The following is a 25,360-nucleotide window of genomic DNA, read 5'->3' on the forward strand; positions in this document are numbered from 1 at the left end:
ACATCAGCGCTGCGACACTGGCGTGACAATCGCTCCCCGCCTTGAAAATAACCACCCGGGCGTGATCTGAACAGGCGAAAGCGCGGCCCCCCGCGCGCAGGAGGAACCGATGGAGAAAGTCGTCAAGACCGAGGCCGAATGGCGCGCCCAGCTCTCGCCCGAGGCGTTCAAGGTCACGCGCAAGCACGGCACCGAGCGGGCGGGCACACATGACGCCTTCCCCAAGGGCCCGGCGACCTATCGCTGCGTGTGCTGCGACGCGCCGCTGTTCGACGCCGCGCACAAGTTCGACAGCGGCACGGGCTGGCCCTCCTTCTTCCAGCCGATCGACCCCTCGGCGGTCGAGGAGCGCGAGGACCGCAGCTGGCTGATGCGCCGCACGGAAGTCGTCTGCGCCCGCTGCGACGCGCATCTGGGCCATGTGTTCCCGGACGGCCCGAAGCCCACCGGCCTGCGCTACTGCATGAACGGCGTGGCGCTGAAGCACGAGCCCTCCGAGTGAGGGCCGCCCCCGCCGAGGCGCCGGATGCGCGGGTCTCGGCGGTCCGCGCCTGGGTGTTCGACCTCGACAACACGCTCTACCCGCCCGAGGCGCGGCTGTTCGATCAGGTCAACGCGCGCATCACCGCCCATGTGATGCGCGCGCTCGGCGTGGCGGAGGCGGAGGCGGAGGCGCTGCGCGCGCGCTACTGGCGCGAGCACGGCACGACGCTGGCGGGGCTGATGGCGCATCACGGGATCGATCCGGAGGCGTATCTGGAGGACGTGCACGAGATCGACCTGTCGCCGCTTTCGCCCGATCCGGCGCTGGCGGCGGCGATCGCGCGGCTGCCGGGGCGCAAGATCGTCTACACCAACGGATCGCGCGGGCATGGGCGGCGGATCACGGCGGCGCTGGGCTTGAGCTTCGACGCGATCTACGGGGTGGAGGACGCCGGTTTCGCGCCCAAGCCCCGGCGCGAGGCGTTCGAGAGGGTGTTCGCGGCGGACCGGCTCGACCTGTCGGCGGCGGCGATGGTCGAGGACGACCAGCGCAACCTCCGCGCCCCGGTGGAGATGGGGATGGTCGCGATCTGGCGGCCCGCCCGCGCTGACGAGGCCCCGGAGCCGCATGTCCACTTCGTCGCCCGCGATCTGGCGGCGTTTCTGTCGGCGGTCGGCTGAAAGCGCGTCAGGGCAGCGGCGCGGTCCGGTGGAGCTGGATGCGCAGCTTGCCATGCGGGACCGGCGGCCCCGGAGGCGCGAAGGGCAGGCCCGTCGCATGGGCGAGCGCGGGTTCGGAGGTGATCACCGCCGCGCGCCAGCCCGCGAACCGCTCGCGCAACACGCGCCCGAGCGTCCCGTAGAGCGCGCGCAGGTCTCCCGCCTCGCCGATCCGCTCGCCATAGGGCGGGTTGACGATGACGAGGCCCGGGGGCTTGGCGCGGAGTTCGTCGGGCGGCGCGAAGTCCGAGATCGTCTGGCGCCGGAAGGTCGCGACATGGCCGACGCCCGCGCGCTCCGCATTGGCCTGCGCGGCGGCGACCGCGCCCGCGTCTCGATCCATGCCGAAAAAGCGCAGGGCGGTGTCGCCGGGCGCGACGGCGGCCCGCATGCCCGCCCACGCCTCGGCGTTGAAACTGGCGAACCTTTCGAAGGCGAAGGCGCGCGCGCGGCCCGGCGCCAGCCCCAGCGCGATCTCGGCGGCCTCCAGAACGAGCGTCCCCGAGCCGCACATCGGGTCGAGCACGGGCTCCGTCCCGCGATAGCCCGCCTCGCGCAGGAACAGGGCGGCGAGAGTCTCGCGCAGCGGGGCCTTGCCGACGTCCTGCTTGAAGCCGCGCTTGTGCAGCGGCTCGCCCGAGGCGTCGAGGCTGATCGAACAGAAATCGTCGTCGATGCGGACCAGCACGCGGATCGCGGCCTCCGGGTCGGTCGGCGCGCCGGCTATGTCGGCGATGGCGCGGGCGACGCGTTCGGCGGCGGCGCCGGCATGGTAGATGCGCGACTTGCGGCAGGCGGCGTCGACGCGGACGGGCGCGCCCGGGCGCAGCAGCCCATCCCATGGCAGGCGGTGGGCGCGCTTGTCGAGTTGGGCGAGGTGGACTGCGTGAAACGCGCCGACCCGCACCAGCACGCGCCCCGCCCCGCGCAGCGTCAGGTTCGCGCGCCAGACCTCCGGCCAGTCGCCGCGCGTCAGCACGCCGCCCGGCGACGGCTGCGGATCGGCGAAGCCGAGCGCGCGCGCTTCGTCCGCAAGCGCGGGCTCGAGGCCGGGCGTCGCGGCGAGGAAGATCTCCAGCTCGGCGGGCGGGGGCATGGCGGGGCTTTCGGGGCGGGCCGGAACCCCGGCCGCCGGCGTGCGGCGGCCGCGGCCCTTCCCCGAACGGCTCAGTTGGGCAGATCGCCGACCACGCCCTCGACGAACCAGTTCATGCCGAGCAGCATCTCGTCAGTGGCGACTTCGCCCGCCGCCAGACGCTCGACGCCCTCGCGGTCGCGGATCGGGCCGGTGAAGGGGTGCAACTCGCCCGCCTTGATCGCGGCCTCCACCGCCGCGGCCTCCGCCGCGACTTCCGCTGGCATGTTCTTGTAGGGCGCCATCAGCACTTCGCCTTCGGCGAGGCCCGCCCAGGTGTCGCCGGTCTCCCACGTCCCGTCGAGCGCCTGCCCGACGCGCTTGACGTAATAGGGCGACCAGTCGTCGATGATCGCGGTCAGGTGGCGGGTCGGGCCGAAGCGCTCCATGTCGGACGCCTGCCCGAAGGCCCAGACGCCCGCGGCCTCGGCGGTCTGCACCGGCGCGGGGCTGTCGGTGTGCTGCATGATCACGTCGATGCCCTGCGCGATCAGCGCCTTGGCGGCGTCGGCCTCGCGGCCCGGATCGTACCAGCTGTTCACCCACACCACATGCATGGTGACGTCGGGGTTCACCTTGCGCGCCGCCAGCAGCGCCGAATTGACCCCCATGATCACTTCGGGGATGGGGAAGGAGGCGATGTAGCCGATCTTGTTCGACTGGGTCATCCGCCCCGCGATCGTGCCGATCACCGCGCGCCCCTCGTAGAAGCGGGCGTTGTAGATGGCAAGGTTAGGCAGGGTCTTGTAGCCGGTGGCGTGCTCGAACTTCACGTCCGGGAACTGCTCGGCGACCTTCACGGTGGCGTCCATGAAGCCGAAGGAGGTGGTGAAGATCAGGTTGTGGCCCGAGGCCGCGAGCTGGCGGATGACGCGCTCGGCGTCGGCGCCTTCGGGCACGCTCTCGACATAAGTGGTCTCGACGCGGTCGCCATAGGCCGCCTCGACCGCCTGCCGGCCCTGATCGTGCTGGTAGGTCCAGCCGAAATCGCCGACCGGGCCGACATAGATGAAGCCGACCTTGAGGTCGGCGGCGGAAGCCGGCGCTGCGGCGAGCAGCGCGGCGGCTGCGGCGCTGGCGAGGAAAGTTCTGCGGATCATGCGTGCGTCTCCATGCTTGGGGTGTGTCAGCGGGTCGCCCGGAACGGCCGCCCGATGCAGGCGGGCGCGTTGGCGAGGGTGAGGTTGCGGTCGCGCGAGATGATGACGAGCGCCGCGATGGTGGCCAGATAGGGGGCCATCGCAAGGGCCTGCGACGGCACGCCGAGGCCCCATCCCTGCCCGTAGAACTGCAATTGCGTGACGGCGGCGAACAGATACGCCCCGACCAGCAGCCGCCACGGCCGCCATGTGGCGAACACCACCAGCGCCAGCGCGATCCAGCCGCGCCCGGCGGTCATGTTCTCGCCCCACATCGGCGTGTAGGCGAGGCTGAGGTAAGCGCCGCCCAAGCCCGCCATCGCGCCGCCGAACAGCGCCGCCAGCGTGCGCACGCCGATCACGCCGAAGCCGAGCGCATGGGCGCTGTCGTGATTGTCGCCGACGGCGCGCAAAACCAGCCCCGCCCGGCTGCGCGCCAGGAACCACGCGACCGCCGGAACCATCGCCAGCGCCAGATAGACGAGCGCGTCCTGCCCCAGCACGATCCGCCCCAGCGCCGTGCTCTCGCTTAGAAGCGGGATGTCGAGCTTCGGCGGCGCCTGCAGCGGCTGGCCGACGAAGCCCTGCCCGATCAGCCCCGAGGCGCCGATGCCGAAGATCGTCAGCGCGAGCCCCGTCGCCGCCTGATTGGCCATCAGATGCAGCGCCACCAGCGCGAAGATGCCCGCCATGACCAGCCCCGCGCCTGCGCCCGCGACCACCGCCAGCACGGTGGAGCCGGTGGTGAAGGCGACGGCGAAGGCGGTCACCGCCCCCATCAGCATCATCCCCTCGACGCCGAGATTGAGCACGCCGGCGCGCTCGGCCACAAGCTCGCCGAGAGCTGCGAACAGGAAGGGGGTCGCGGCGATCATCACGGAGGCGAGGAAGGGCTCCATCAGGCCTCCCTCCGCGTCGCCCACACGATCCGCCAGCGGATCAGCGTGTCGGTGGCCAGCAGGAAGAACAGCAACATGCCCTGGAAAACCCCGGTCACGTTCTTCGGCAGCTTGAGCAGGATCTGCGCGTTCTCGCCGCCGATGTAGCTGACGGCGAGGATGAAGGCGCCGGCCAGCGCGCCGAGCGGGTTCAGCCGGCCCAGAAACGCCACGATGATCGCGGTGAAGCCGTAGCCGGCGCCGATGTCGGGCTGCACCCGCCCGATCGCCGCCGACACCTCCACCGCGCCCGCGAGCCCCGCCAGCCCGCCCGAGAGCAGCAGCGCGAACCAGATCGTGCGGTCGCCCGAGAAGCCCGCGAAGGCCCCGGCGCGCGGCGCCGCGCCGAACACGCGCAGTTCGAAGCCGCGCATCGTGCGCGCCATCATCACCCACAGCGCGACGCAGGCGGCTATCGCGACGACCAGCCCCAGATGCAGCCGCGTGCCGTCCAGCAGCACCGGCAGGATGAAGCCCTGCGAGAAGCGGGGGCTCTGCGGGAAGCCGAAGGCGAGCGGGTCGCGCCACGGGCCGCGCACGAGGAAGTCGAGCAGCAGCGCCGCCACATAAGTCAGCATCAGGCTGACGAGGATTTCGTTGGCGTTGAAGCGCACCCGCAACAGCGCCGGGATCGCCGCCCAGAGCAGCCCGCCAAGGGCGCCCGCAGCGAGATAGGGGACGAGCCAGAGCTTCGACGCCGCCTGCGGCATGGCCAGCGCCAGCCAGCCGGCGAAAATCGCGCCGAGGGTGAACTGCCCCGCCGCCCCGATGTTCCAGACATTGGCGCGGAAACAGACGGCGAGCCCCGCGCCGATCAGCGCGAGCGGCGCGGCCTTCACGGTCAGCTCGGCGCGCGAATAGCCGTCCATGAAGGGCGAGACGAAATAGACCCACAGCGCCTGCCCCGGATCGCGCCCGAGCGCCGCGATCAGCGCCGCGCCCGCGACCAGCGTCAGCGCGATGGCGATGACGGGCGAGAGCAGCGACAGCGCCGTCGAGGGCCGGGCGCGGGGCTCCAGCGCGATCACGCCGCCGCCTCCCCGCGCGCATCCGCCGCCGGATCGGCTTCCGGATGCGCGCCCCCCATCAGCAGCCCGACCGCCTCGGGGGTCATCGCGCCGGCGGGGCGCGCCTCCGACAAGCGGCCCTTGTGAAGCACCGCGATGCGGTCGGCGATCTCGAAGATCTCGTCGAGGTCCTGGCTGATCACCAGCACGGCGGCCCCGCGCCCCGCCAGATCGATCAGCGCCTTGCGGATCAGCGCGGCGGCCCCCGCATCGACCCCCCATGTCGGCTGGTTGACGATCAGCACGCCCGGCTCGCGCAGGATCTCGCGCCCGATCACGAATTTCTGGAGGTTGCCGCCCGAGAGCGACCCCGCCACGGGCTGCGCGCCGCCCGACCGCACGTCGAACGCCTCGCGCACGCGGCGCGCCCAGCTTGCGGCGGCGGCGAAGTCGATCCAGCCGCGCTTCGCCACGCCCTCGGCGCGGTGATGCGAGAGGATCACGTTCTCCGGCAGGGTCATCTCGCCGATGGCGGCGTGGCCGTTGCGCTCCTCCGGGGCGAAAGCCGCGCCGCGCAAGCGCCGCTCGGTCGGGCCCATCCGCCCGACCGGAGCGCCGTCGAGCAGGATCATCTCGGGTGAGGGCGCGCGCCGCTCGCCGCTCAGCGCCGCCGCAAGCTCGGTCTGCCCCTCGCCCGCGACGCCCGCGACGCCGACGATCTCGCCGCCGCGCACTTCGAGCGAGACGTCGCGCAGCGCCATCGCGAATTCCGAGGGCGCGGGCAGGCTGAGATGATCGAGGAGCAGGCGCACCGGGCCGGGCGGCGGCGCGTCGGGCTTCTCGACCCACGCCACCGCCTCGCCGACCATCAGCTCCGCAAGCGCCCGCGCGCTCATCTCGCGCGGATCGCAGCGCGCGACGACCCTGCCATGGCGCAGGATGGTGGCGGCGTCGCAGAGCGCGCGCACTTCCTCCAGCCGGTGCGAGATGTAGAGGATCGCGCGCCCCTCGCCCGACAGCCGGCGCAGGATGGCGAACAACGCCTCGGCCTCCTGCGGGGTGAGCACAGAGGTCGGTTCGTCCATGATCAGCAGGCGCGGGTCCTGCAACAGGCAGCGGATGATCTCGACGCGCTGCTTCTCGCCGACCGACAGCGTGTGCATCGCGCGGTCGGGGTCGATGGCGAGGCCGTACTCCTGAGACACCTGCGCGATGCGCCGGGTCAGCGCCGGCATCGGCTGCGGCGGCAGCGCGAGCGCCACGTTCTCGGCGACGCTCAGCGCCTCGAAGACCGAGAAATGCTGGAACACCATGCCGACGCCGAGCGCGCGCGCCTCCGCCGGGCGCGCGACGCGCACGGGCTGGCCGTTCCAGAAGAACCGCCCTTCGGTCGGCTGGAGCACGCCGTAGATCATCTTGACGAGGGTGGACTTGCCCGCCCCGTTCTCGCCGAGCAGCGCGTGGCGCTCCCCCGCCCGGATCGTCAGCGACACGTCGCGGTTGGCGGCGAAATCGCCGAACATGCGGGTGACGCCGCGCGCCTCGAACAAGGGCGGGGAGGGGGCTGACAAGGCGGGCGCGCTCCTGACGCTGACGGACCTGCATCGTTGCGCAGCGCAGCAAGACCGCGCAAGAGGAAGTTGCGCGCGCATCGAGGCGGAGGCGGCGATTGACAGCGAGCCGGCGCTGCGGTCGGAATGTCGGCGCAGACCTCCCCGCGAAAGGCGCAGCCCCTCATGCAGCGGATCGGCCCGGCGGCGGGCGCCGGACAGAGCATCGGCCTGCTCGGCGGGTCCTTCGATCCGCCGCATCGGGGTCATGTCCATGTGACGCTGACGGCGCTGCGCGCGTTCGGGCTCGACCGGGTGTGGTGGCTCGTCTCCCCCGGAAATCCGCTCAAGCGCCGCAGCCCCGCCGAGATGGCGCGCCGCGTCGCCGCCTGCCGGGCGCTGATCCGCCATCCCCGCGTCGCGGTGACGGATCTGGAGGCGCGCCTCGGCACCCGCTTCACCGCCGACACGCTCGCCGCCCTGCGCCGCCGCCGCCCCGAACTGCGCTTCGTCTGGCTGATGGGGGCCGACAACCTCGCCTCGCTGCATCGCTGGGAGCGGTGGGAGGCGATCCTGCGCTTGGTTCCGGTGGGCGTGGTTCCGCGCCCCGGCGCCCAGCTGCGCGCGGGCCTGTCGCCCGCCGCGACGCGCTTCGCGCAGGCCCGTCTGGGGCCGCTTGCGGCGCAGGGGCTGGGGCGCGCCGACCCGCCCGCCTGGGCGATGGCGGGCGGCCCGATGTCGCCGCTCTCCTCCACGGCGTTGCGCGAGAGCGGGGTCTGGCCGTGAGCGCGCGCCTCACCCGGCGTGCGGCCATCGCCGCGCTCGGCGCGGCGGTCGCCTGCGCGGCGCAGGCCGGCGCTCCGCCGATCGCCCCCGCGCCCCGCCCCCGCAGCGCGCCGACCGGCGCGGCGCTCGCGCAGGCGCGCGGCTTCAGCGGCGAGGTCGGCTTCGTCCTGTGCGACGCGGCGACTGGCGCGACGCTCGAAGCGCTGAACGCCGGGCGCGGTTTCGCGCCGGCCTCGGTCGTCAAGCTCGCCACGGCGCTCTACGCGCTCGAGACGCTCGGGCGCGCGCATCGCTTCGAGACGGCGACGCTGGCGCGCGGCGCGCTCGCGGACGGGCGGCTCGCAGGCGATCTGGTCCTGCGGGGCGGCGGCGATCCCGAACTCGACACGGCGCAGCTCGCGCAGCTCGCGGCGGAGACGGCGCAACGGGTGCGCGGCGTGACGGGGCGATTCCTCGTGGAGGACGCGCCGGCGGCGGCGCTGATCGACGCGGACCAGCCGGCGGAGGCGTCCTACAACCCGGCGGTCGGCGCGCTCAACCTGAACTTCAACCGGGTGCGTCTGGCCTGGTCGCGCCGCGGCGGCGCGCTCGACGCGCGCATCGAGGCGCATTCGGAGCGCCTCAGCCCGCCGACCGCCGCGGTGGGGCTGCAGATCGAAGGTCTGGATTGCGGGTGCCCGGTCTTCTCGCACGACGCCTCCCGCGCGCCGGAGCGCTGGCGGGTCCGCGCGGACGCGCTGCGCGGCGAGGGCTCGGTGTTCCTGCCGGTGCGCGCGCCGGCGCTCTACGCGGCGGACGTCTTCCGCAGCGCGGCCGCGCAGGCCGGCCTCGCCCTGCCGCCGCCCGTAGTCGCGGCGGCTGGCGCGGGCGGCGGCGCGCCGCTCGCGGCGACGCGCAGCCGGGCGCTGGACGAGATCGTCGGCGACATGCTGCGCCACTCGACCAACCTGACCGCCGAGGCGCTGGGCCTCGCGGCGACGCGGGCGCGCGGCGGCGACGCGGCGAGCCTCGAAGCTTCGGGCGCTGCGATGTCGGCCTGGGCCGAGGCGCGGGCCGGCGCGCAGGGCCTCGCGCTGCGCAACCATTCCGGTCTGAGCGCCGAGAGCCGCGCGCGCCCCGAAGCGTTGGCCGCGCTGATGCGCGCGCCCGGCGCCTTCGAGACGCTGGCCCCGCTGATCCGGGCCTACCCGCTGGAGGGCTTCGAAGCGGCGGTGGTCCTCGCCAAGACAGGGACGATGGACTTCGCGCGGGGCCTCGGCGGCTGGCTGGTCGGGCCGTCGGGGCGGCGGATGGTCTTCGCGATCTTCTCGGGCGACCTGCCGCGCCGGGCCGCGAGCCGGGGCGGGCCGGCGCAAGGCGCGCGCGGCTGGCGCAACGCGGCGCTCGGTTTCGAGCGCGCCCTTCTGGGCTCGTGGTTGACGCGCTTCGGGTGAGCGGCGGGCTTGCGCGGACTCCGGCCGTTCGCGATCACCTCCGTCGACGTCGGCAGCGCGGACCAAGCGGCCATTGGTCAAAGGGCAGGTACGGCTCCTTGGGGCCATTCCCGACTTGCGCGGCGACGGTCGGATGGGGTCCATCCTCGTCACGAGACGCTCTGCGCCGAAGGACCGCTCTCGTGTGCGTCTCAAAGGCGCAGGTCTGAGGCATCGCCAAAGGCGGCGCGCCATCGATTCGCGGACGGCTCCAGCTGCGCCTAAATCTTCGATAGCGCCGCGAGCGCAAGCGGCGCGAGAAGGATGGTCAGCAGGGCGTTCATGATCATGCCGAGACTCGCGAAGGCCCCGGCGGTCTCGGAGATCTGGAACGCGCGGGCCGTGCCGATGGCGTGCGATGCGACGCCGAGGGCGAAACCCTTCGCGCGGTCGTCACTGACGCCAGCCGCGTCAAGCATCGGCGGACCGAAGGCGGCGCCTATGATCCCGGTCGAGATCACGATCACCGCCGTCAGTCCTGGAACGCCGCCTAGGCGGTCGGTGATCTCTACCGCGACGGCCGCCGTCGCCGACTTGGGCGCGAGCGTGGCCATCAGCACGGCGTCCCCTCCGTCGGCGCCTGGATAGGCCAGAGCACTGCCGAGGGCCACGACCGATCCGGTCAGCAGTGCGACACCTATGGGAACGCCCGCCTGGCGGATCAGCCCGAACTGGCGACAGAGCGGCACCGACAGCAGCACGATCAGGAGGGCGAGCGTCTCGTTGATCAACTCGGTCCTCCGGAGATAGTGCGGGTAGGAAATCCCCAGCGCCATGAGGAGCGCTGCGACAAGGCACGTCGCCACGAGCACGGGGTTCAGGAAGGCGGAGTGGCCCGAGCGTCGCCAGAGGCCGTCCGCGACGGCGTACGCCGCCACAGTGACGCCCACCGCGAACAGCGGCTGGCCGCTGACGAGGGCGAGGGCGTCGTTCATGCCTCCGCCGCTTGGGCGATCCGCCGCATGAGGAACTGGAATACGATGCCGGTGATCAGCAGCGTCGCAGAGGTGCCCGCCACGACCGCGACCAAAATGTAGGTCCAGGCAGACGCCAGCATGCCAGAGTTCGCCATCACCCCGACGGCCGCAGGCACGAAGAACAACGGGAAGTATGGCGCCGCAAAATCGAAGAGCTCTCCCGACCCCCGGTCCGGCCCGCCACGGATCGCGAATGCGGCCGTGAGCGCCGCGAGGCCGAGAGCCGCCCCGGGAACCGGCAAGTCGTAGCCCTCGGCGATCGCGTCGCCCGCCAGCAGGAGAAGGAGCACGATCGCGGCGGACCTGATCATGAAAATTTCCTTCCATTCAGCATATTGCGACGTCATGGCGACGCTGCGCGCCAGTATCTTTTCGCCGGGAGACGATGAGTCACGCCGTGCAGATACCGCAATTCTGGCGCGCGTTTAATTCACTGATGGGTATACTTCGCGCCATGCCGAGAGATTCAGCCGAGACCCGCCAGCGAATCCTGAATGGGGCCTACGCCCTGTTTTATCGACAAGGCTTCGAGCGAACCGGCGTCGACGCCGTGGCTGTCGCCGCGGGGGTGACGAAGCGCACCCTCTACAATCACTTCGCGTCCAAGGACGACCTGCTTGCAGAGGTGCTCGCGGGACAGGCGCGTTTTGCTGCGAAAGAGATCCGGCGCTGGTGCGGCGATGAACCTCGCACGGCGGAGGATCTGGTCGGGGCGGTCTTTGGAGGTCTGCGCGAATGGTCCCGATCGCCGGACTGGCGGGGCTCCGGATTCACCCGGGCCGCCATGGAGCTCGCCTGGGCGCCTGGACATCCGGTCCGGCGCGCCGCGGCGACCCAGAAGAGCGCCGTGGAGCGCGCGCTGTCCGACGCGCTCCTAAAAGCCGGCGCCGTGGAGTCCGATCGGCTCGCACGAGCCCTCGTCGTCCTGATCGAGGGCGCGATGACTCTGCGCCTGATCCACGGGGATCCGCTCTGGTTCGACGTCGCCGAAGACTCCGCAAGAACCCTGGTGCAAAGCACTGTCTCCGGATGACGGTCTCCTTGTATCGGGCGAGAAAGCCAACTCGTTCGGACCAGCGATGCGACAGAGCGGCCCGAGACAGGCGAGACCTTCGAAATCGACCGTGCTTTCGGATCGACCGTGAGCCGACATTCACCGAACGCCCGGGAGGATCAACCTTTCGACCTCAAGACGGGCGGGCGCGATGGCGAAACCCCGCCCGGACCGGTCATCGCGTGAGCCGCTGCGGATAGCTGCTCTGGGCTCGCTCCAGTCGTTCGAGGCGCACGGCGCGAACGGCCGAACTGTGCGCGATGCGGCCGCCGCAGCCGTCAGAGCCGCGCGTAGCGCACCCGCGCGCCGCGTTCGATGGCCGCCGCCGTCAGCCGGTCCACCCCGAGGCCGTGCCGCAGGATCTCGAGGAAGTTCAGCTCCTCCAGCGAGGCGTCGCTGTCGGAGGCGGCCACGTCGCAGGCCAGCGCGTAGGCCGTGGCCCGCAGCCGCTCGGGCAGGACTTCGTCGATCATCCGCAAGGTCTGATCGATGCCGTCCTCCTCCTGCAGCAACTCCACCACCACGGCGCTGATCTGGCCGAACCGGCCCTCGGGGAACCCCCGGAACACCGGCAGGCGCGCGATGGTGTCCGAGATCGCCGCGCCTTCCTGGTCGGTCATCTCGCCATCGGCGGCGGCGGTCACCATCATCGCGGCGACGAGCGCGTCTTGCGGGCTGAAAGGCAGGGTCATGGACGGCGGGCTCCCGGGCCGGGGCCGTCGCGGCCCCGCCTCAGAGTTATTGACCGCGCGCGGGCGCTTCAATAGGCAGACGCCGCGCGACGCCCCCCTTTGTCGAGGAGCCCGATCCGATGTCCAGCCTGCGCGAATTCGCCGAGACGGCGAAAGCCTGGCCCTTCGAGGAGGCGCGCAAGCTCCTGAAACGGCTCGGCGGCAAGGACCCCGCCAAGGGCTACGTCCTGTTCGAGACCGGCTACGGCCCGTCCGGCCTGCCTCATATCGGCACGTTCGGCGAAGTGGCGCGCACGACCATGGTGCGCCGCGCCTTCGAGACGCTGTGCGACATCCCCACGCGGCTGCTATGCTTCTCCGACGACATGGACGGCATGCGCAAGGTTCCCGACAACGTGCCGAACCCGGCCATGCTGCGCGAGCATCTGCAGCGCCCGCTTACGGTCGTCCCCGACCCGTTCGGCGAATACGAGAGCTTCGGTCACCACAACAACGCGATGCTGCGCCGCTTCCTCGACACGTTCGGCTTCGAGTACGAGTTCGCGAGCGCGACAGACTACTACAAGTCCGGCAAGCTCGACGACATCCTGCTGCGCGCCGCCGAGAAGTATGACCAGATCATGGAGATCATGCTGCCGTCGCTGGGCGAGGAGCGGCAGGCGACCTATTCCTGCTTCCTGCCGATCAGCCCGACCACCGGCCGCGTCCTCTATGTCCCGATCCGCAACGTCGACGCCAAGCGCGGCGAGATCACCTTCGACGACGAGGACGGGACCGAGACCACTCTCCCCGTCACTGGCGGCCAGGTGAAGCTGCAATGGAAGCCCGATTTCGGCGCGCGCTGGGCGGCGCTCGGCGTCGATTTCGAGATGTACGGCAAGGACCACCTGCCCAACACCCCACTCTATGACGGCATCTGCGAGGCGCTGGGCGGGCGGGCGCCGCAGCATTTCATCTACGAGCTGTTCCTCGACGGCGACGGGCGCAAGATCAGCAAGTCCAAGGGCAACGGCATCTCGATCGACGAATGGCTGCGCTACGCCAGCGCCGAGAGCCTGTCGCTGTTCATGTTCCAGAAGCCCCGCACCGCCAAGCGCCTGCACTGGGACGTGATCCCCAAGACGGTGGACGAGTACGACGCGCATCTGCGCGCCTATCCCGGCCAGACCGCCGACAAGCAGGTCGAGAACCCGGTCTGGCACATCCATTCCGGCCATCCGCCGGCGTCCGACCTCGCCGTGTCCTTCGCGATGCTGCTCAACCTCGCCTCGGTGGCTCAGGCGCATGACAAGGCCGTGCTCTGGGGCTTCATCCGCAAATACGCCCCGGAGGCGAGCCCCGAGACGCATCCCGGGCTCGACGCCGCCGTGGGCCGCGCAGTGGCCTATGTCGAGGACCACATCCTGCCGAACCGCCGCTTCCGCGCGCCGACCGAACAGGAGCGCGCGGCGCTCGCCGACCTCGCCGACCGCCTGCGGGCCTGGGAGGGCGGTCCGGACGCGGCTGCTCTGCAGGACATGGTCTACGAGGTGGGCAAAGCGCACGGTTTCGGGGAGCTGCGGGCCTGGTTCGGCGCGCTGTACGAGACGCTGCTCGGCGCGGAGCAGGGTCCGCGCTTCGGCGGCTTCATCGCGCTCTACGGCGTCGCCGAGACGGCGGCGCTGGTCGAGCGGGCCTTGGAGGGGGCGCTGGTCGAGGCCGCGGACCCCGCCTCAGCCACACCGCGCCAGAGCGCAAACCGACCCGGGAAAATCAGGTGACCGAGCTTTTTCCGTTCGAGAACGACACTCCCCACCCGGTGGCCAGCTTCGTTAAGGTCGATCTCCGCTCCAGTCGGGGCGCCGCGCCTCAGTTGCGGTAGCTGTCCCAGTCGGTTCCGGGCGGCCGCTCCCGCGCGGCGGTCTCGCGGATGAATTCGACGATGCCAACTCCCGTCGATCCGCCGATCTCGCGCGTCTCGGTTTCGCGGGCGGTCGGAGTCGGCGCGCGCGCGGGCGCTTTGGACGGGGAAGGGGTCGAGGCGACGCGGACCGGTTCACCCGAAAGCGTCTGGGACAGGAGCGCGGCGCGCGCGGCTTCCAGGGCGCGGTCCGGATCGGCGAGCGGCGCGGGCGGGACGTAAACGACGGCCGACAGACCGATCGGCCATCGCCCCATGGCGGCGGAGGTTGCGACCGGCGCGACCGGCGTCGAAAGCGCAGCGTCCGCCGTTGGACCTTGATCGCCGAAGCTCGGCTCGCGGACGATCAGAAGCGCTGTGGAGAGGACGACGAACCCGATCGCCGCATGACCCGCGAGCCGACCAATTCTGTCCGGACTTCGCATCCGTCGTCCCGCTCCTTTAACCACTCCTTCTTTCTACATCGATCCGCCCGAATATCAAATGCGGATCACGCTAAAGCGAGCGGATCGGGGCGGCCGCCCGCGCGTTCGCGAGGCGGCGCGTCAGAATTCCGACCACAGGAACAGCTTGATCCGTGTGCCCAGGTCGATCTCGCGACCTGCGACATCGCGCTCCACGCCGACCCCGAGATGGAGGCCGTCCCGCACCTCTCGCGCCGCCGAAGCTGCGAGCTTGACCGAATCGAACCCCTCGCTCTGGTCGCCGTCGCCGTTGCGCAGGCTCAGCACGCTGAAGCTCTGGACCAGCGCCAGCCATCGCCCGTCGTCGAGTTCCCGGGGGCGCAGCCCCGCCGTCAGATCGACCCGGATCTCGTCGGAGGGGTCGCCCAGGCGCAACCGAAGGCCGGCCTGCGCGTCGTAGAAGGCGTCGCCGAGCGAGGTCGCGAAGCCGCGCCCGTAGAGGCTGCGCAGGTCGAACTCGAACCCGTCCGTCGCGCGCTGCTGCGGCTCGCCCGCCCGCGCGCCCTGCCGCGCATAGGACGCGCCGACCTGAACCGACAGCGGGTCGCCCGCCGCGCCTTCGCGCAGCTTCACGCGCGCGAACGCCGACCAGGTGAGGCGGTCCTCCAGCGCCGCGGCGGGGCCGGTCGGGCGGCTGAGTTCGGCGGCGCCGCCGACGGTCAGCCCCTCGCGCAGGCCGTATTCGCCATAGAGCGCGCCGAACATCTCCTCGTAGCCGCCGTCGTCGGTGCGATAGGTCGACGTCGAGACGCTCAGGAAGGTCTCGCCCGGCGCGCGCGTCCACGCCCCCGCCGTCGCCTTCGATCCTTCCGCAAGGCCCGCCGCCGCAGCGACGAGCGCCGCCGCGATCGGCCCGCCGCGTTTCATGATGCGCATCCGCGTCTCCGTACTCGCCGTCCCCGGCGCAATATGCATGTCGCGCCGCCGCAGGGGTTGCGACCATCCGCCGTGCCGCGCGGTCCGCCGCGCTTGACCCTCCGTCCCCCCGCCTATATCGAACGCCGGCGCGTCGGCGCGGGCGGGTAGCTCAGTGGTAGAGCATCCGACTTTTAATCGGATGGTCGAGGGTTCGATCCCCTCCCCGCCTACCAGCGCACCCTTGCGCGCAACTCCGCGCCGCGATCGAGCCTGCAGGTGCGCCGATGCCCGTGTTCCTCCGTCATGACGCCCTCGGCTTCGAGCGCGACTTCGCCGCCCTGCTCGGGCGCAAGCGCGAAAGCGCGCCGGAGGTCGACGACGCGGTCGCCGCGATCATCGCGCAGGTCCGCGCCGAGGGCGACGCGGCGCTGATCGCGCTGACCGACCGCTTCGACCGCCTCAGCCTGACCCGCGAGACGCTGCGCGTCTCCGACGCCGAGATCGAGGCGGCCTGCGCCGAAGTTCCCGCCGCCGAGCGCGCCGCGCTGGAGCTCGCCGCCGCGCGCATCCGCGCCTATCACGACCGCCAGCGCCCCGACGACGCGCGCTGGACCGACGAGACCGGCGCGGAACTCGGCTGGCGCTGGACGCCGGTCGACGCGGCGGGGCTCTATGTGCCGGGCGGCACCGCGTCCTATCCCTCCTCGGTGCTGATGAACGCGATCCCCGCGCAGGTCGCGGGGGTCGGGCGGCTCGCGATGTGCGTCCCGGCGCCCGACGGCGTTCTCAACCCGCTGGTGCTGCTGGCCGCCCGGCTGTGCGGCGTGTCGGAGATCTGGCGCATCGGCGGCGCGCAGGCCATTGCGGCGCTCGCCTACGGCACCGAGAGCGTCGCGCCCGTGGACAAGATCACCGGCCCCGGCAACGCCTGGGTGGCGGCGGCCAAGCGGCGGGTGTTCGGGCAGGTCGGCATCGACATGATCGCGGGCCCGTCGGAAATCCTCGTGATCGCCGACGCCGCCCAGAACCCCGACTGGATCGCCGTGGATCTGATGAGCCAGGCGGAGCACGACGTCAGCGCGCAGGCCATCCTCATCACCGACGACGCGGACTTCGCGCAGGAGGTCGGCCGCGCCGTCGACCGGCTGTTGCAGCGCCTGGCCCGCGCCGAGATCGCGGGCGAAAGCTGGCGCGAGAACGGCGCGCTGGTGGTGGCGCGCGACCTCGCCCACGCCGCCGCCCTGTCCGACCGCGCCGCGCCGGAGCATCTGGAGCTCTGCGTCGCCGACCCCGAGGCGCTGGCCGCGCGCATCCGCCACGCAGGCGCGATCTTTCTCGGCGCGCACACGCCCGAGGCCATCGGCGACTATGTCGGCGGCCCGAACCATGTGCTGCCGACGTCGCGCGCCGCGCGCTACGCCTCGGGCCTCTCGGTGCTCGACTTCATGAAGCGGACCACGCTGGCGCGGATGAGCCCGGATGCGCTGCGCGCAGTAGGGCCGGCGGCCGAGACGCTCGCGCGTTCGGAGCGCCTGGAGGCGCACGGGCTGTCGGTGCGGCGGCGGCTGGACGCGCTCGACAGCGGCCCGCCGAGGGAGAGCGGCGGCGCATGACCGAAATCGGGCCGGAACCGGGATCGCTGCGCGCGCACCGCACCGCCGCGCCCCCCGAGCCGCCCGAACCGACGCTCCGCCCGCTGTTCTGGCTGGTCTCGCTGTTGCTCGGGGTCGCGGCGGGCTACGCCGCCATCGGCTTCCGCCTCGCGATCTACGAAGCGCAGACGCTGCTCTACGGCGCCGACGACTACACCATCCACAGCCAGGCGGCGACGCTCAACCCGCTGATCGTGATGGTCATTCCCATTCTCGGCGGGCTGACGGTCGGCTGGATCCTCACCCGCTTCACGCCCAATGGAAAGGCGCTGGGCGTGGCCGACGTGATCGAGGCCTCGGCGCTGCGCGAGGGGCGGGTGAAGCTGCGCGAGGGCCTCGCCTCCGCCGCCGCAGCGCTCGTCACGCTGTCGAGCGGCGGCAGCACCGGGCGAGAGGGGCCGGTGGTGCATCTCTCCGCAGTGCTGTCGAGTTGGGTGGCGGACCGGTGGAAGAGCACCGGGCTGGAGGCGCGCGACCTGCTGGGCTGCGCCGTGGCCGCGGCGGTCTCGGCGAGCTTCAACGCGCCGATCGCCGGCGCGCTCTTCGCGCTGGAAGTGGTGCTGCGGCACTACGCGGTGCACGCCTTCGCGCCCATCGTGATCGCCTCGGTGGCGGGCGCAGTGGTCAGCCGCATCCATATGGGCGACGTCGCCGAATTCGCCCTGCCGCCGCAGACGGTCGAGTTCTATGCGGTGCTGCCGGCCTTCGTGCTGCTCGGCGCGGTATGCGGGCTGGCGGCGGTGGCGATGATCCGGGCGATGTTTTTCGCCGAGGAACTCGGCGACCGTTTGCAGGCGCGCTGGAAGCTGAGCCTGATGCGGCGCGCGGCGCTGGCCGGCGCGCTGCTGGGCCTGACGGCGACGATGTTTCCGTTCGTGATCGGCGTCGGCTACGAGACCACCTCGCGCGCGCTGACGGGCGGGCTCGACCTGTGGGCCTGCCTGCTCTTCGCCGTCGTGAAGATCTGGGCGGTGGCGACGACATGGGGCGGGCGGATGGGCGGCGGCGTGTTCTCGCCCTCGCTGATGCTGGGCGCGCTCGTGGGCGGGGCGTTCGGCGCCGGCGTCGATCTGATCGTCCCGGGGCCCGCGGGGGCGCAGGGGCTCTATGCTCTGGCGGGGATGGGGGCGGTGGCGGCGGCGGTGCTCGGCGCGCCGATCTCGACCACGCTGATCGTGTTCGAGCTGACCGGCGACTTCCAGGCCGCCATCGCAGTGATGGTGGCCGTGTCGGTGGCGACGGTCGTGGCGCACCGCTTCGTGCGCAAGAGCTTCTTCCTGACGCAGCTAGCGCGCGCGGGGGTGAACCTGATCTCCGGGCCGCTGGGCTTTCTGTCTGGCACGCTGCGGGTGAAGCGGCTGATGCGCGTGCGCGGCTCGGAGGACGGCGCGTCCGACACCGCCTGTCAGGCGCTGATCGACCAGGGGGCGTATCTGGAATCCGACGAGACCCTGCGCCACGCGCTGCCGATGCTCGACCGGCTCAAGGGCCCGTTCCTGCCGGTGGTCGAGACCAACGCCGAGGGCCGCAAGGAGCTGATCGGCGCCCTCTACCACCTCGACGCGCTGCGGGCGGTCAACCGCCTGCTCGAGGAGACGCACCGCGAGGAGCATTCCTGACCGCGCGTCCCGGCTGAGGCTGGACCCCGCGCCGCTCTCATGCAAATACTACATCTATGGCTGACGACACGCTCGACGACGATATCCCGGGCGGCGCCCCCGATGCGGTGAGCGCCGAGCCGCTCTCCCGCGCGCTGGGCGAGCGCTATCTGCAATACGCGCTCTCCACCATCATGCACCGCGCGCTGCCCGACGCGCGCGACGGCCTCAAGCCGGTGCATCGCCGCCTGCTCTACGCGATGCGCCAGCTGCGGCTCGACCCCGGTTCCGGCTTCAAGAAATCCGCCCGCGTCGTCGGCGACGTGATCGGCAAGTATCATCCGCATGGCGAGCTGTCGGTCTATGACGCGCTGGTGCGCGCGGCGCAGGATTTCTCCCTGCGCTATCCGCTGATCGACGGGCAGGGCAATTTCGGCAACATCGACGGCGACAACGCCGCCGCCCAGCGCTACACCGAAGCGCGCCTCACGCCGGTCGGCCAGGCGCTGCTCGACGGGCTCGACGAGGACGCAGTCGATCTGCGCCCCACTTACGACGGCTCGGAGATCGAGCCGGTGGTGCTGCCCGGCGCCTTCCCCAACCTGCTCGCCAACGGCGCGTCCGGCATCGCCGTCGGCATGGCGACCTCGATCCCGCCGCACAATGCGGGCGAGCTGTGCGCGGCGCTGCAGCGCCTGATCGCCGAGCCGCAGGCGTCGGACGAGGAGATCGCGGCGCTGGTCCCGGGCCCCGATTTCCCCACGGGCGGCGTGCTGGTGGAGCCGCGCGAGAGCGTGCTGCGCGCCTACGCCACCGGGCGCGGCGGCTTCCGGCTGCGCGCGCGCTGGGAGACGGAGGATCTCGGGCGCGGCATGTGGCGCGTCGTCGTCACGGAAATCCCGTATCAGGTGCAGAAATCCAAGCTGATCGAGCGCCTCGCCGAGCTGATCGCCGAGCGCAAGGCGCCGCTGCTCGCCGATGTGCGCGACGAATCCGCCGAGGACGTGCGCATCGTGCTGGAGCCGCGCGCCCGCACGGTGGAGCCGGCGGTGCTGATGGAGAGCCTGTTCCGCCTCTGCGACCTCGAAACCCGCTTTCCGCTCAACATGAACGCGCTGATCGACGGGCGCACGCCCAAGGTCTGCTCCCTGCGCGAGTTGCTGCTCGCCTTCCTGCGCCACCGCCGCGAGGTGCTTCAGCGCCGCTCCCGCCACCGGCTCGAGAAGATCGCCGCCCGCCTCGAAGTGCTGGAAGGCTACATCGTCGCCTTCCTCAACCTCGACCGCGTGATCGAGATCATCCGCACCGAGGACGAGCCCAAGCCGGTTATGATGGCCGAATTCGGCCTCACCGACACGCAGGCCGAAGCGATCCTCAACATGCGCCTGCGCTCGCTCCGCCGCCTCGAGGAAATGGCGCTGCGCCGCGAGCGCGACGCGCTCGTCAAGGAGCAAAAGGGCCTCACCGCGCTGCTCGGCTCCGAGGCGAAGCAGTGGGCGCGCATCTCCGAGGAAATCGCCGAGATCGACCGCCGCTTCGGGCGCGACGCCCCCGGCGGCGCTCGCCGCACCGCCATCGCCGAAGCCCCCGAAATCGAGGATGCGCCGATCGAGGCGCTGATCGAGCGGGAGCCGATCACCGTGATCTGCTCGAAACAGGGCTGGATCCGCGCCATGAAGGGCCACCAGCCGCTCGACGCGGAGGTGAAGTTCAAGGACGGCGACGGCCCGCGCTACGGTTTCCACGCCGAGACGACCGACAAGCTGCTGCTGCTCTCCAGCTCAGGGCGCGCCTTCACGCTGGGCGCCGACCGCCTGCCCGGCGGGCGCGGCATGGGCGAGCCGTTGCGGCTGATGATCGACCTGCCCAACGAGGACGAGATCGTCGCCCTGTTCCGCCATGCGCCGGGGGCGAAGCGCCTGCTCGCCTCCAGCGCCGGCGACGGCTTCGTCGCCGCGGAAACCGAGATGCTGGCCCAGACCCGCGCCGGCAAGCAGGTGCTCAATCTCGCGCCGGGCGCCTCGGTCGCGGTCTGCGCGCCGGTCTCCGGCGACGCGGTGGCGGTGGTCGGCGACAACCGCAAGCTTCTTGTGTTCGGGCTCGACGAATTGCCCGAGCTCGGCCGCGGCAAGGGCGTGCGGCTTCAGAAATACAAGGATGGCGGGCTGTCGGACGCCGTCGTGTTCTGGAAGGGCGAGGGCCTGATCTGGCGCGACCCAGCGGGCCGCACCCGCACGGTGGCCGGCGCCGAACTCGCCGAATATCTCGGCAAGCGCGCCACCGCCGGGCGGATGGCGCCGCGCGGCTTCCCCCGCGGCAACCGCTTCGCCTGAAGGGCGGGGCGCGGGCTCAGGGAGCCGTGCGCCCGAAGAGCTGCGGGCGGCGCTGCGCCCAAGGGGCGGCCTCCTCGATCTGCGCGCAGAGCGCCATCAGGGCCGCATCCGCGCCGAATCGCGCGGCGATCTGCACGCCCACCGGCAGGCCTTCGGCGCTCGTCCCCAGCGGGAGCGACGCCGCCGGCTGGCCCGAGGCGTTCGCGGCGACCGTGAAGGGCGAATAGGCGAAGACGCCCTCGGGTCCAGTGCGGTAGGCGGCGAAATCGTCGACGGCCGAATGCGCGAAGCGCCCGACGAGGGCCGGCGGCTCGGCCAGCGTCGCGGTCAGCAGCATGTCGAAGCCCTCGAAGAACGCCGCCGTGGCGCGCCCGAAGGCGTGGACCGTCTCGACCGCCTCCAGATAGTCGGCGCCGCCCAGCCCCGCCGCCATGCGCAGCGCGGCATGCGCCGCGGGCTCCAGATCGTCCGGGCGCAAGGGCCGGGCGCGCTTCGCCAGCGCCTGCCGCACCCACAAGGTCGTGCCGCAGGCGACGATGCGGGTCCAGGCCGCCATGAGCCCGTCGAGATCGGCCTGCGGGCGGGCCTCTTCGACGCGATGGCCGAGGCGTTCGAGCAGCGCCGCCGTCTCGCGCACGGCGCGGGCGCAGTCGGGGTGGATCGGGGCGCCGGAGGGGGCGTCGTCGTGGAAGGCGACGCGCAGGCCGCGCGGCCTCGTTCGGATCGCGTCGAGAAAGGTTCCCTCCATCGGCGGCGGCCAGTAGGGGGCGCCGAGGTCCGGCCCGCACACCGCGTCGAGCAGCGCCGCCTGATCGCGCGCCGAGCGGGTGAGAAACCCCTCGATGGCCATCCCCGCCCAGCCTTCCCCCGCATAGGGACCGTCCGGCGCCCGCGCGCGCGTCGTCTTGAAGCCGAACAGGCCGCAATTGGAGGCCGGGATGCGGATCGACCCGCCGCCGTCCGAGGCATGCGCCGCCGGGACGATCCCCGCCGCCACCGCCGCCCCGGCGCCGCCGGACGAGCCGCCGGGCGTGCGCGCGAGGTCCCACGGATTGCGCGTCGGGCCGCCATAGACCGCCGACTCCGTCACCGGGCCGACCCCGCCTTCGGGCGCTGTGGTGCGCCCGAAGACGACGAGCCCCGCCGCCCGCAGCCGCGCGACCAGCGCGCTGTCCACCGGGTAGCGCGTGTCCGCCAGCAATCGCGAGCCGTTGTTCGCAGGGAAGTCCGCCGCCTCGCCGCCTAGGTCCTTCAGAAGGAACGGAACGCCTCGCAGCGGCCCCGCCGGCGGACCCGCGGCGATCGCCGCGCGGGCCGTCTCGGGGCGGAGCATCGTCAGCGCGTTGAGCGCGGGGTTCAGCGCCTCGGCCCGCGCCAGCGCCTCCTCCAGCAGCTCCGAGGGCGAGACATCGCCGCGCCCGACCGCGGCGGCGAGGCCGGTCGCGTCCTCGGCGTCGTAGAGCGCGGCGACGGACAACGGCGCGGCGTCAGTCGGGGATCGGCGCGGTCAGCGTCAGCGCCTTCATCGCGTCGCCCATCGCGTTGGGCGCGAAGGACGCCTCGAAGATCTTCGCGACTTCGCCGCTGCGGTACATATGGCTGAGTTCGCTGTCCACCGCGGCGCGGAAGGCATGGTCGCCGAGCGGCAGCGCCAGCGCCTGCGGCTCGATGGTCAGGATGTCGGAGGAGATGGCGAGCTCGCTGCGCCGCTCGGAGCCGGCGAGCAGCCCCATCAGGATCGACTGGTCGGCGAAATAGGCGCGCACGACGCCGCCGAGCAGGTCGGTCAGTCCGTCGCCATGATCGTTCAAAGTCACCACTTCGGCCTCCATGCCGAGCTTGGCGAGCGTCGCGCGCAGGCCGGTCTCGGTGGTGGTGCCGGCCCGCACGCCGATGCGCGCGCCGGCGAGCCCCTTGAAGTCGGTGATCCCGTCGCGGCGCATGATCACCGTCGCGCCGTCGATGAAGACCGGGATCGAGAAATCCACCGTCGCGCGGCGCGAGATCGTCTCGGAGGCTGCGCCGCAGAGCAGGTCGATCCGGCCCTCGGCGACGGCGTCGAAACGGTTCGTCGCGTCGACTTCGACGGCGCGCAGGGTCAGCTCGCGCCCCAGCCGCGCCGCGAGCCGTTCGGCGAGCCGTTCGCAGACCGCGACCGTGTAGCCTGCGGGCTTTCCGTCGCGCAGATGGGATAGGGGGGCCGCGTCGGCGCGCACGCCGATGCGCAGCTCGCCGGTCTCGGCGAGGCGATCGAGCGTCTGGGCGTGGACGGAGGCCGCGAGCGCGCAGAGCGCGGCGGCGAAGGCGAGAGGGCGCATCATGGTGTGCCTCATTGGTGGGCGTCTCCGATGGCGGACAGGGCGCGTCGCCCCGGCACCCTAGCGCGCCGCGCGGCGCAGGTCAGCCCGTCCGCAGCATCTCGAGCGCGGCGCGGATCGCCGGCGGGATGTCCACGGGCTGCGAGGTCTCGCGCGCGACATAGACGTGTACGAAATGGCCTTTCGCCGCCGTCGTCGGATCGTCGTTGCGGAAGAGCCCGATCTCGTAGCGCGCCGAGCTGCGCCCGACATGGGCGACGCGCAGGCCCGCGTGGATCGCGTCGGGAAAGCCCGCCTGCGCGAAATAGGCGCAGCCGGTTTCGACCACGAGGCCGATCACCGGGCTCGTCGCGGGGTCGAGCCCGCCATGGCGGATCAGATGCAGCGCCACGGCGGTGTCGAAGAAGCTGTAATAGACGACGTTGTTGAGATGGGCGTAGGCGTCGTTGTCCATCCAGCGCGTCGGGATGAGGTGGAAGGCGCGATAGGCGGCGCGGGGCTCGGGGGTCGGTCGCTGCGCCGCCATGTCGTCGCTCCTCAGTCCTTCAGCGCGTCCTCCGCCGGGACATAGCCGAGGCCCTGCGCCTGCGCCACGGGTTCGCAGGTGATCTTCCCGTCCCACACGTTGAGCCCCGCGCGCAGATGCGCGTCGTCGCGCAGCGCCCGCCGCCACCCCTTGTCGGCGAGCGCCAGCGCGAAAGGCAGCGTCACGGCGTTCAGCGCGTAGGTCGAGGTGCGCGCGACGCCGCCGGGCATGTTGGCGACGCAGTAATGCACGATCCCGTCCACCACATAGGTCGGCTCGGCGTGGGTGGTGGGGCGCGAGGTCTCGAAGCAGCCGCCCTGGTCGATGGCGACGTCGACCAGCACCGCGCCCGGCTTCATCGCGGACAGCATCGCGCGGGTCACGAGCTTGGGGGCGGCGGCGCCGGGGATCAGCACCGCGCCGATCACGAGGTCGGCTTCGGCGACGCACTCCGCGAGGTTGGCGCGGTTGGAGAAGCGGGTGGCCGCGCGCGCCTCGAAATGCGTCGAGAGCCGCTCGAGCGCCTCGGGGCTGCGGTCGAGGATGGTCACGTCGGCGCCGAGGCCCACCGCCATCTGCGCGGCGTTGAAGCCCACCACCCCGCCGCCGATCACCGCGACTTTCGCCGGCGCGACGCCCGGCACGCCGCCGAGCAGCACGCCGCGACCGCCCTGCGCCTTCTCGAGCGCATGCGCGCCGGCCTGCACGCTCATGCGGCCCGCGACCTGGCTCATCGGCTTGAGCAGCGGGAGCCCACCGAAACGGTCGGTGACCGTCTCGTAGGCGATGCAGACGGCGCCCGAGGCCGTCAGCTCGCGCGTCTGTTCGGGGTCGGGCGCGAGGTGGAGATAGGTGAAGAGGATCTGGCCGGGCCGCAGCATGGCGCGCTCGGGGGCGAGCGGCTCCTTGACCTTCACGACCATCTCGGCCTGGGCGAACAGCTCCGCCGGCGTCTCGACGATGCGCGCGCCGGCGGCGCGATAGGCGTCGTCGGTCTCCCCGATGCCCGCGCCGGCGCCGGTCTCGATCAGCACGTCATGGCCATGCGCGGCGAGCTCGCCCGCGCTCTGCGGCGTCAGGCCGACGCGGTATTCGTGAGTCTTGGTCTCTTTCGGCGATCCGATGCGCATCGCGGCGTCCTCCCCTGTCGGCGTTCGCGGAGCATGCCCCGACTCGGCTCGGAAAAAATCCCGAAGACGAGCCGCGTATTTCGGGCTACGGGATGACGTTCGACAAAGCAGGCTGTTTTCGGGACCAAATTCGATGGATGAGGCGGACCTGCGAATTCTCGCCGCATTGCAGCGCGATGCGCGGCTGTCGGTGGCCGAGCTCGCCGAGCATGTCTCGCTGTCGCCTTCGGCCTGTCATCGCCGCGTGAAGCTGCTGGAGCAATCCGGGGCGATCGCCGGCTACGGGGCGCGGATCGACCGCGACGCGGTGGGTTTGAGCCTCGACGTCTTCGTCGAGATCACTCTGCGCGAGCAGACCGAGGCGGCGATGCTCGGCTTCGAGGCGGCGGTGCGGCTGTGCGAGGACATCCTCGAATGTCATCTGACCACCGGCGACGCCGACTACGCCTTGCGGGTCGCCGCGCGCGACATGGAGGATTTCGAGCGCATCCACCGCACCCGCCTCGCGCGGTTGCCGGGGGTGAGCCGGATGCGCACGAGCTTCGCGCTGCGCGCCGTCAAGTCGTGGTCGGGATTGCCGGTGCGTAGGAGGTGACGGGCGACGTCGGGCGGCGCGACCTCGCGCCCC

24 protein-coding genes and 1 tRNA gene are annotated in these 25,360 nt (G+C 71.9%); 11 read left to right on the forward strand and 14 right to left on the reverse strand.

What is annotated here, in order from left to right:
* Positions 1 to 109: 109 nt before the first annotated feature.
* Positions 110 to 502 carry a peptide-methionine (R)-S-oxide reductase MsrB gene (msrB, locus tag V7Q31_RS00370; RefSeq protein WP_333831673.1) on the forward strand — a complete coding sequence of 131 codons (393 nt, stop codon included), beginning with the start codon at positions 110 to 112 and terminating at the stop codon, positions 500 to 502.
* Positions 499 to 1,164 carry a pyrimidine 5'-nucleotidase gene (locus V7Q31_RS00375; RefSeq protein ID WP_333831674.1) on the forward strand — a complete coding sequence of 222 codons (666 nt, stop codon included), beginning with the start codon at positions 499 to 501 and terminating at the stop codon, positions 1,162 to 1,164. The genes msrB and V7Q31_RS00375 overlap by 4 nt, the downstream gene beginning before the upstream one ends.
* Positions 1,165 to 1,171: 7 nt before the next feature.
* Here the strand turns inward: V7Q31_RS00375 and V7Q31_RS00380 are convergent, their stop codons facing one another.
* The 5 genes from V7Q31_RS00380 to V7Q31_RS00400 all read right to left on the reverse strand — a co-directional run bounded on the left by V7Q31_RS00380 (position 1,172) and on the right by V7Q31_RS00400 (position 6,945).
* Positions 1,172 to 2,299 carry a THUMP domain-containing class I SAM-dependent RNA methyltransferase gene (locus V7Q31_RS00380; RefSeq protein WP_333831675.1) on the reverse strand — a complete coding sequence of 376 codons (1,128 nt, stop codon included), beginning with the start codon at positions 2,297 to 2,299 and terminating at the stop codon, positions 1,172 to 1,174.
* A gap of 71 nt (positions 2,300 to 2,370) precedes the next feature.
* Positions 2,371 to 3,438 carry a BMP family ABC transporter substrate-binding protein gene (locus V7Q31_RS00385; protein ID WP_333831676.1) on the reverse strand — a complete coding sequence of 356 codons (1,068 nt, stop codon included), beginning with the start codon at positions 3,436 to 3,438 and terminating at the stop codon, positions 2,371 to 2,373.
* A gap of 26 nt (positions 3,439 to 3,464) precedes the next feature.
* Positions 3,465 to 4,376, reverse strand: a complete 912-nt coding sequence (locus V7Q31_RS00390; RefSeq protein ID WP_333831677.1) for an ABC transporter permease — start codon at positions 4,374 to 4,376, stop codon at positions 3,465 to 3,467.
* A complete protein-coding gene (locus V7Q31_RS00395) occupies positions 4,376 to 5,443 on the reverse strand; it encodes an ABC transporter permease (RefSeq protein WP_333831678.1) in 1,068 nt (355 codons plus the stop codon). Before V7Q31_RS00395 ends, V7Q31_RS00390 begins: the two co-directional genes overlap by 1 nt.
* Positions 5,440 to 6,945 carry an ABC transporter ATP-binding protein gene (locus tag V7Q31_RS00400; RefSeq protein ID WP_333831748.1) on the reverse strand — a complete coding sequence of 502 codons (1,506 nt, stop codon included), beginning with the start codon at positions 6,943 to 6,945 and terminating at the stop codon, positions 5,440 to 5,442. The genes V7Q31_RS00395 and V7Q31_RS00400 overlap by 4 nt, the downstream gene beginning before the upstream one ends.
* A 213-nt stretch (positions 6,946 to 7,158) precedes the next feature.
* Between V7Q31_RS00400 and V7Q31_RS00405 the strand changes: the two genes are divergently transcribed.
* Both V7Q31_RS00405 and V7Q31_RS00410 read left to right on the forward strand, forming a co-directional pair.
* The gene (locus tag V7Q31_RS00405) at positions 7,159 to 7,758 is read left to right on the forward strand and encodes a nicotinate-nucleotide adenylyltransferase (protein ID WP_333831679.1); all 600 of its coding nucleotides are present in this window, start codon (positions 7,159 to 7,161) and stop codon (positions 7,756 to 7,758) included.
* Positions 7,755 to 9,191, forward strand: coding sequence for a D-alanyl-D-alanine carboxypeptidase/D-alanyl-D-alanine-endopeptidase (locus V7Q31_RS00410; protein ID WP_333831680.1), 1,437 nt, complete (start codon positions 7,755 to 7,757; stop codon positions 9,189 to 9,191). The genes V7Q31_RS00405 and V7Q31_RS00410 overlap by 4 nt, the downstream gene beginning before the upstream one ends.
* A gap of 260 nt (positions 9,192 to 9,451) precedes the next feature.
* Here the strand turns inward: V7Q31_RS00410 and V7Q31_RS00415 are convergent, their stop codons facing one another.
* Positions 9,452 to 10,165 (reverse strand): LrgB family protein, encoded by a 714-nt coding sequence (locus V7Q31_RS00415; RefSeq protein WP_333831681.1) that lies wholly within the window; start codon positions 10,163 to 10,165, stop codon positions 9,452 to 9,454.
* Positions 10,162 to 10,554, reverse strand: a complete 393-nt coding sequence (locus tag V7Q31_RS00420) for a CidA/LrgA family protein (RefSeq protein ID WP_333831682.1) — start codon at positions 10,552 to 10,554, stop codon at positions 10,162 to 10,164. The genes V7Q31_RS00415 and V7Q31_RS00420 overlap by 4 nt, the downstream gene beginning before the upstream one ends.
* 38 nt (positions 10,555 to 10,592) lie before the next feature.
* On the opposite strand from V7Q31_RS00420, the gene V7Q31_RS00425 reads away from it, so the two are divergent.
* Entirely contained in the window at positions 10,593 to 11,240 is a 648-nt protein-coding gene (locus V7Q31_RS00425) for a TetR/AcrR family transcriptional regulator (protein WP_333831683.1), read from the forward strand.
* A gap of 299 nt (positions 11,241 to 11,539) precedes the next feature.
* Here V7Q31_RS00425 and V7Q31_RS00430 read toward each other — a convergent pair whose 3' ends face one another.
* Complete coding sequence (locus tag V7Q31_RS00430) at positions 11,540 to 11,953, reverse strand: tellurite resistance TerB family protein (RefSeq protein WP_333831684.1); 414 nt, start codon at positions 11,951 to 11,953, stop codon at positions 11,540 to 11,542.
* Positions 11,954 to 12,072: 119 nt separating this feature from the next.
* On the opposite strand from V7Q31_RS00430, the gene V7Q31_RS00435 reads away from it, so the two are divergent.
* On the forward strand, positions 12,073 to 13,713 hold the full coding sequence (locus V7Q31_RS00435) for a lysine--tRNA ligase (protein WP_333831685.1): 1,641 nt from the start codon (positions 12,073 to 12,075) through the stop codon (positions 13,711 to 13,713).
* Between the two features lie 88 nt (positions 13,714 to 13,801).
* Here V7Q31_RS00435 and V7Q31_RS00440 read toward each other — a convergent pair whose 3' ends face one another.
* Together V7Q31_RS00440 and V7Q31_RS00445 are read right to left on the reverse strand one after the other, a co-directional pair.
* Complete coding sequence (locus V7Q31_RS00440; RefSeq protein ID WP_333831686.1) at positions 13,802 to 14,278, reverse strand: hypothetical protein; 477 nt, start codon at positions 14,276 to 14,278, stop codon at positions 13,802 to 13,804.
* A 120-nt stretch (positions 14,279 to 14,398) separates the two neighbouring features.
* A complete protein-coding gene (locus tag V7Q31_RS00445) occupies positions 14,399 to 15,193 on the reverse strand; it encodes a hypothetical protein (protein ID WP_333831687.1) in 795 nt (264 codons plus the stop codon).
* Between the two features lie 140 nt (positions 15,194 to 15,333).
* Between V7Q31_RS00445 and V7Q31_RS00450 the strand changes: the two genes are divergently transcribed.
* The 4 genes from V7Q31_RS00450 (at position 15,334) to parC (ending at position 20,758) form a co-directional block, all read left to right on the forward strand.
* Positions 15,334 to 15,408: transfer RNA gene (locus V7Q31_RS00450), tRNA-Lys, on the forward strand.
* 51 nt (positions 15,409 to 15,459) lie between these two features.
* Entirely contained in the window at positions 15,460 to 16,788 is a 1,329-nt protein-coding gene (hisD, locus tag V7Q31_RS00455; protein ID WP_333831688.1) for a histidinol dehydrogenase, read from the forward strand.
* Entirely contained in the window at positions 16,785 to 18,446 is a 1,662-nt protein-coding gene (locus tag V7Q31_RS00460; protein WP_333831689.1) for a chloride channel protein, read from the forward strand. Before hisD ends, V7Q31_RS00460 begins: the two co-directional genes overlap by 4 nt.
* Before the next feature lie 56 nt (positions 18,447 to 18,502).
* Positions 18,503 to 20,758, forward strand: coding sequence for a DNA topoisomerase IV subunit A (parC, locus tag V7Q31_RS00465; RefSeq protein ID WP_333831690.1), 2,256 nt, complete (start codon positions 18,503 to 18,505; stop codon positions 20,756 to 20,758).
* 16 nt (positions 20,759 to 20,774) lie between these two features.
* On the opposite strand, the gene V7Q31_RS00470 is transcribed toward parC, so the two are convergent.
* The 4 genes from V7Q31_RS00470 to ald all read right to left on the reverse strand — a co-directional run bounded on the left by V7Q31_RS00470 (position 20,775) and on the right by ald (position 24,732).
* Positions 20,775 to 22,235 carry an amidase gene (locus V7Q31_RS00470; RefSeq protein ID WP_333831691.1) on the reverse strand — a complete coding sequence of 487 codons (1,461 nt, stop codon included), beginning with the start codon at positions 22,233 to 22,235 and terminating at the stop codon, positions 20,775 to 20,777.
* A gap of 10 nt (positions 22,236 to 22,245) precedes the next feature.
* Positions 22,246 to 23,091: an amino acid ABC transporter substrate-binding protein gene (locus V7Q31_RS00475; protein ID WP_333831692.1), complete on the reverse strand. Its 846-nt coding sequence runs from the start codon at positions 23,089 to 23,091 to the stop codon at positions 22,246 to 22,248.
* A gap of 67 nt (positions 23,092 to 23,158) precedes the next feature.
* Positions 23,159 to 23,602, reverse strand: a complete 444-nt coding sequence (locus V7Q31_RS00480) for an acyl-CoA thioesterase (protein WP_333831693.1) — start codon at positions 23,600 to 23,602, stop codon at positions 23,159 to 23,161.
* A gap of 11 nt (positions 23,603 to 23,613) precedes the next feature.
* Positions 23,614 to 24,732, reverse strand: coding sequence for an alanine dehydrogenase (gene ald, locus V7Q31_RS00485; RefSeq protein WP_333831694.1), 1,119 nt, complete (start codon positions 24,730 to 24,732; stop codon positions 23,614 to 23,616).
* Between the two features lie 133 nt (positions 24,733 to 24,865).
* On the opposite strand from ald, the gene V7Q31_RS00490 reads away from it, so the two are divergent.
* Positions 24,866 to 25,327: an Lrp/AsnC family transcriptional regulator gene (locus tag V7Q31_RS00490; protein ID WP_333831695.1), complete on the forward strand. Its 462-nt coding sequence runs from the start codon at positions 24,866 to 24,868 to the stop codon at positions 25,325 to 25,327.
* The last annotated feature ends 33 nt before the right edge of the window (positions 25,328 to 25,360 follow it).

It is taken from the genome of Rubrimonas sp. (genome assembly GCF_036788415.1).
Classification (GTDB): Bacteria; Pseudomonadota; Alphaproteobacteria; order Rhodobacterales; family Rhodobacteraceae; genus Rubrimonas.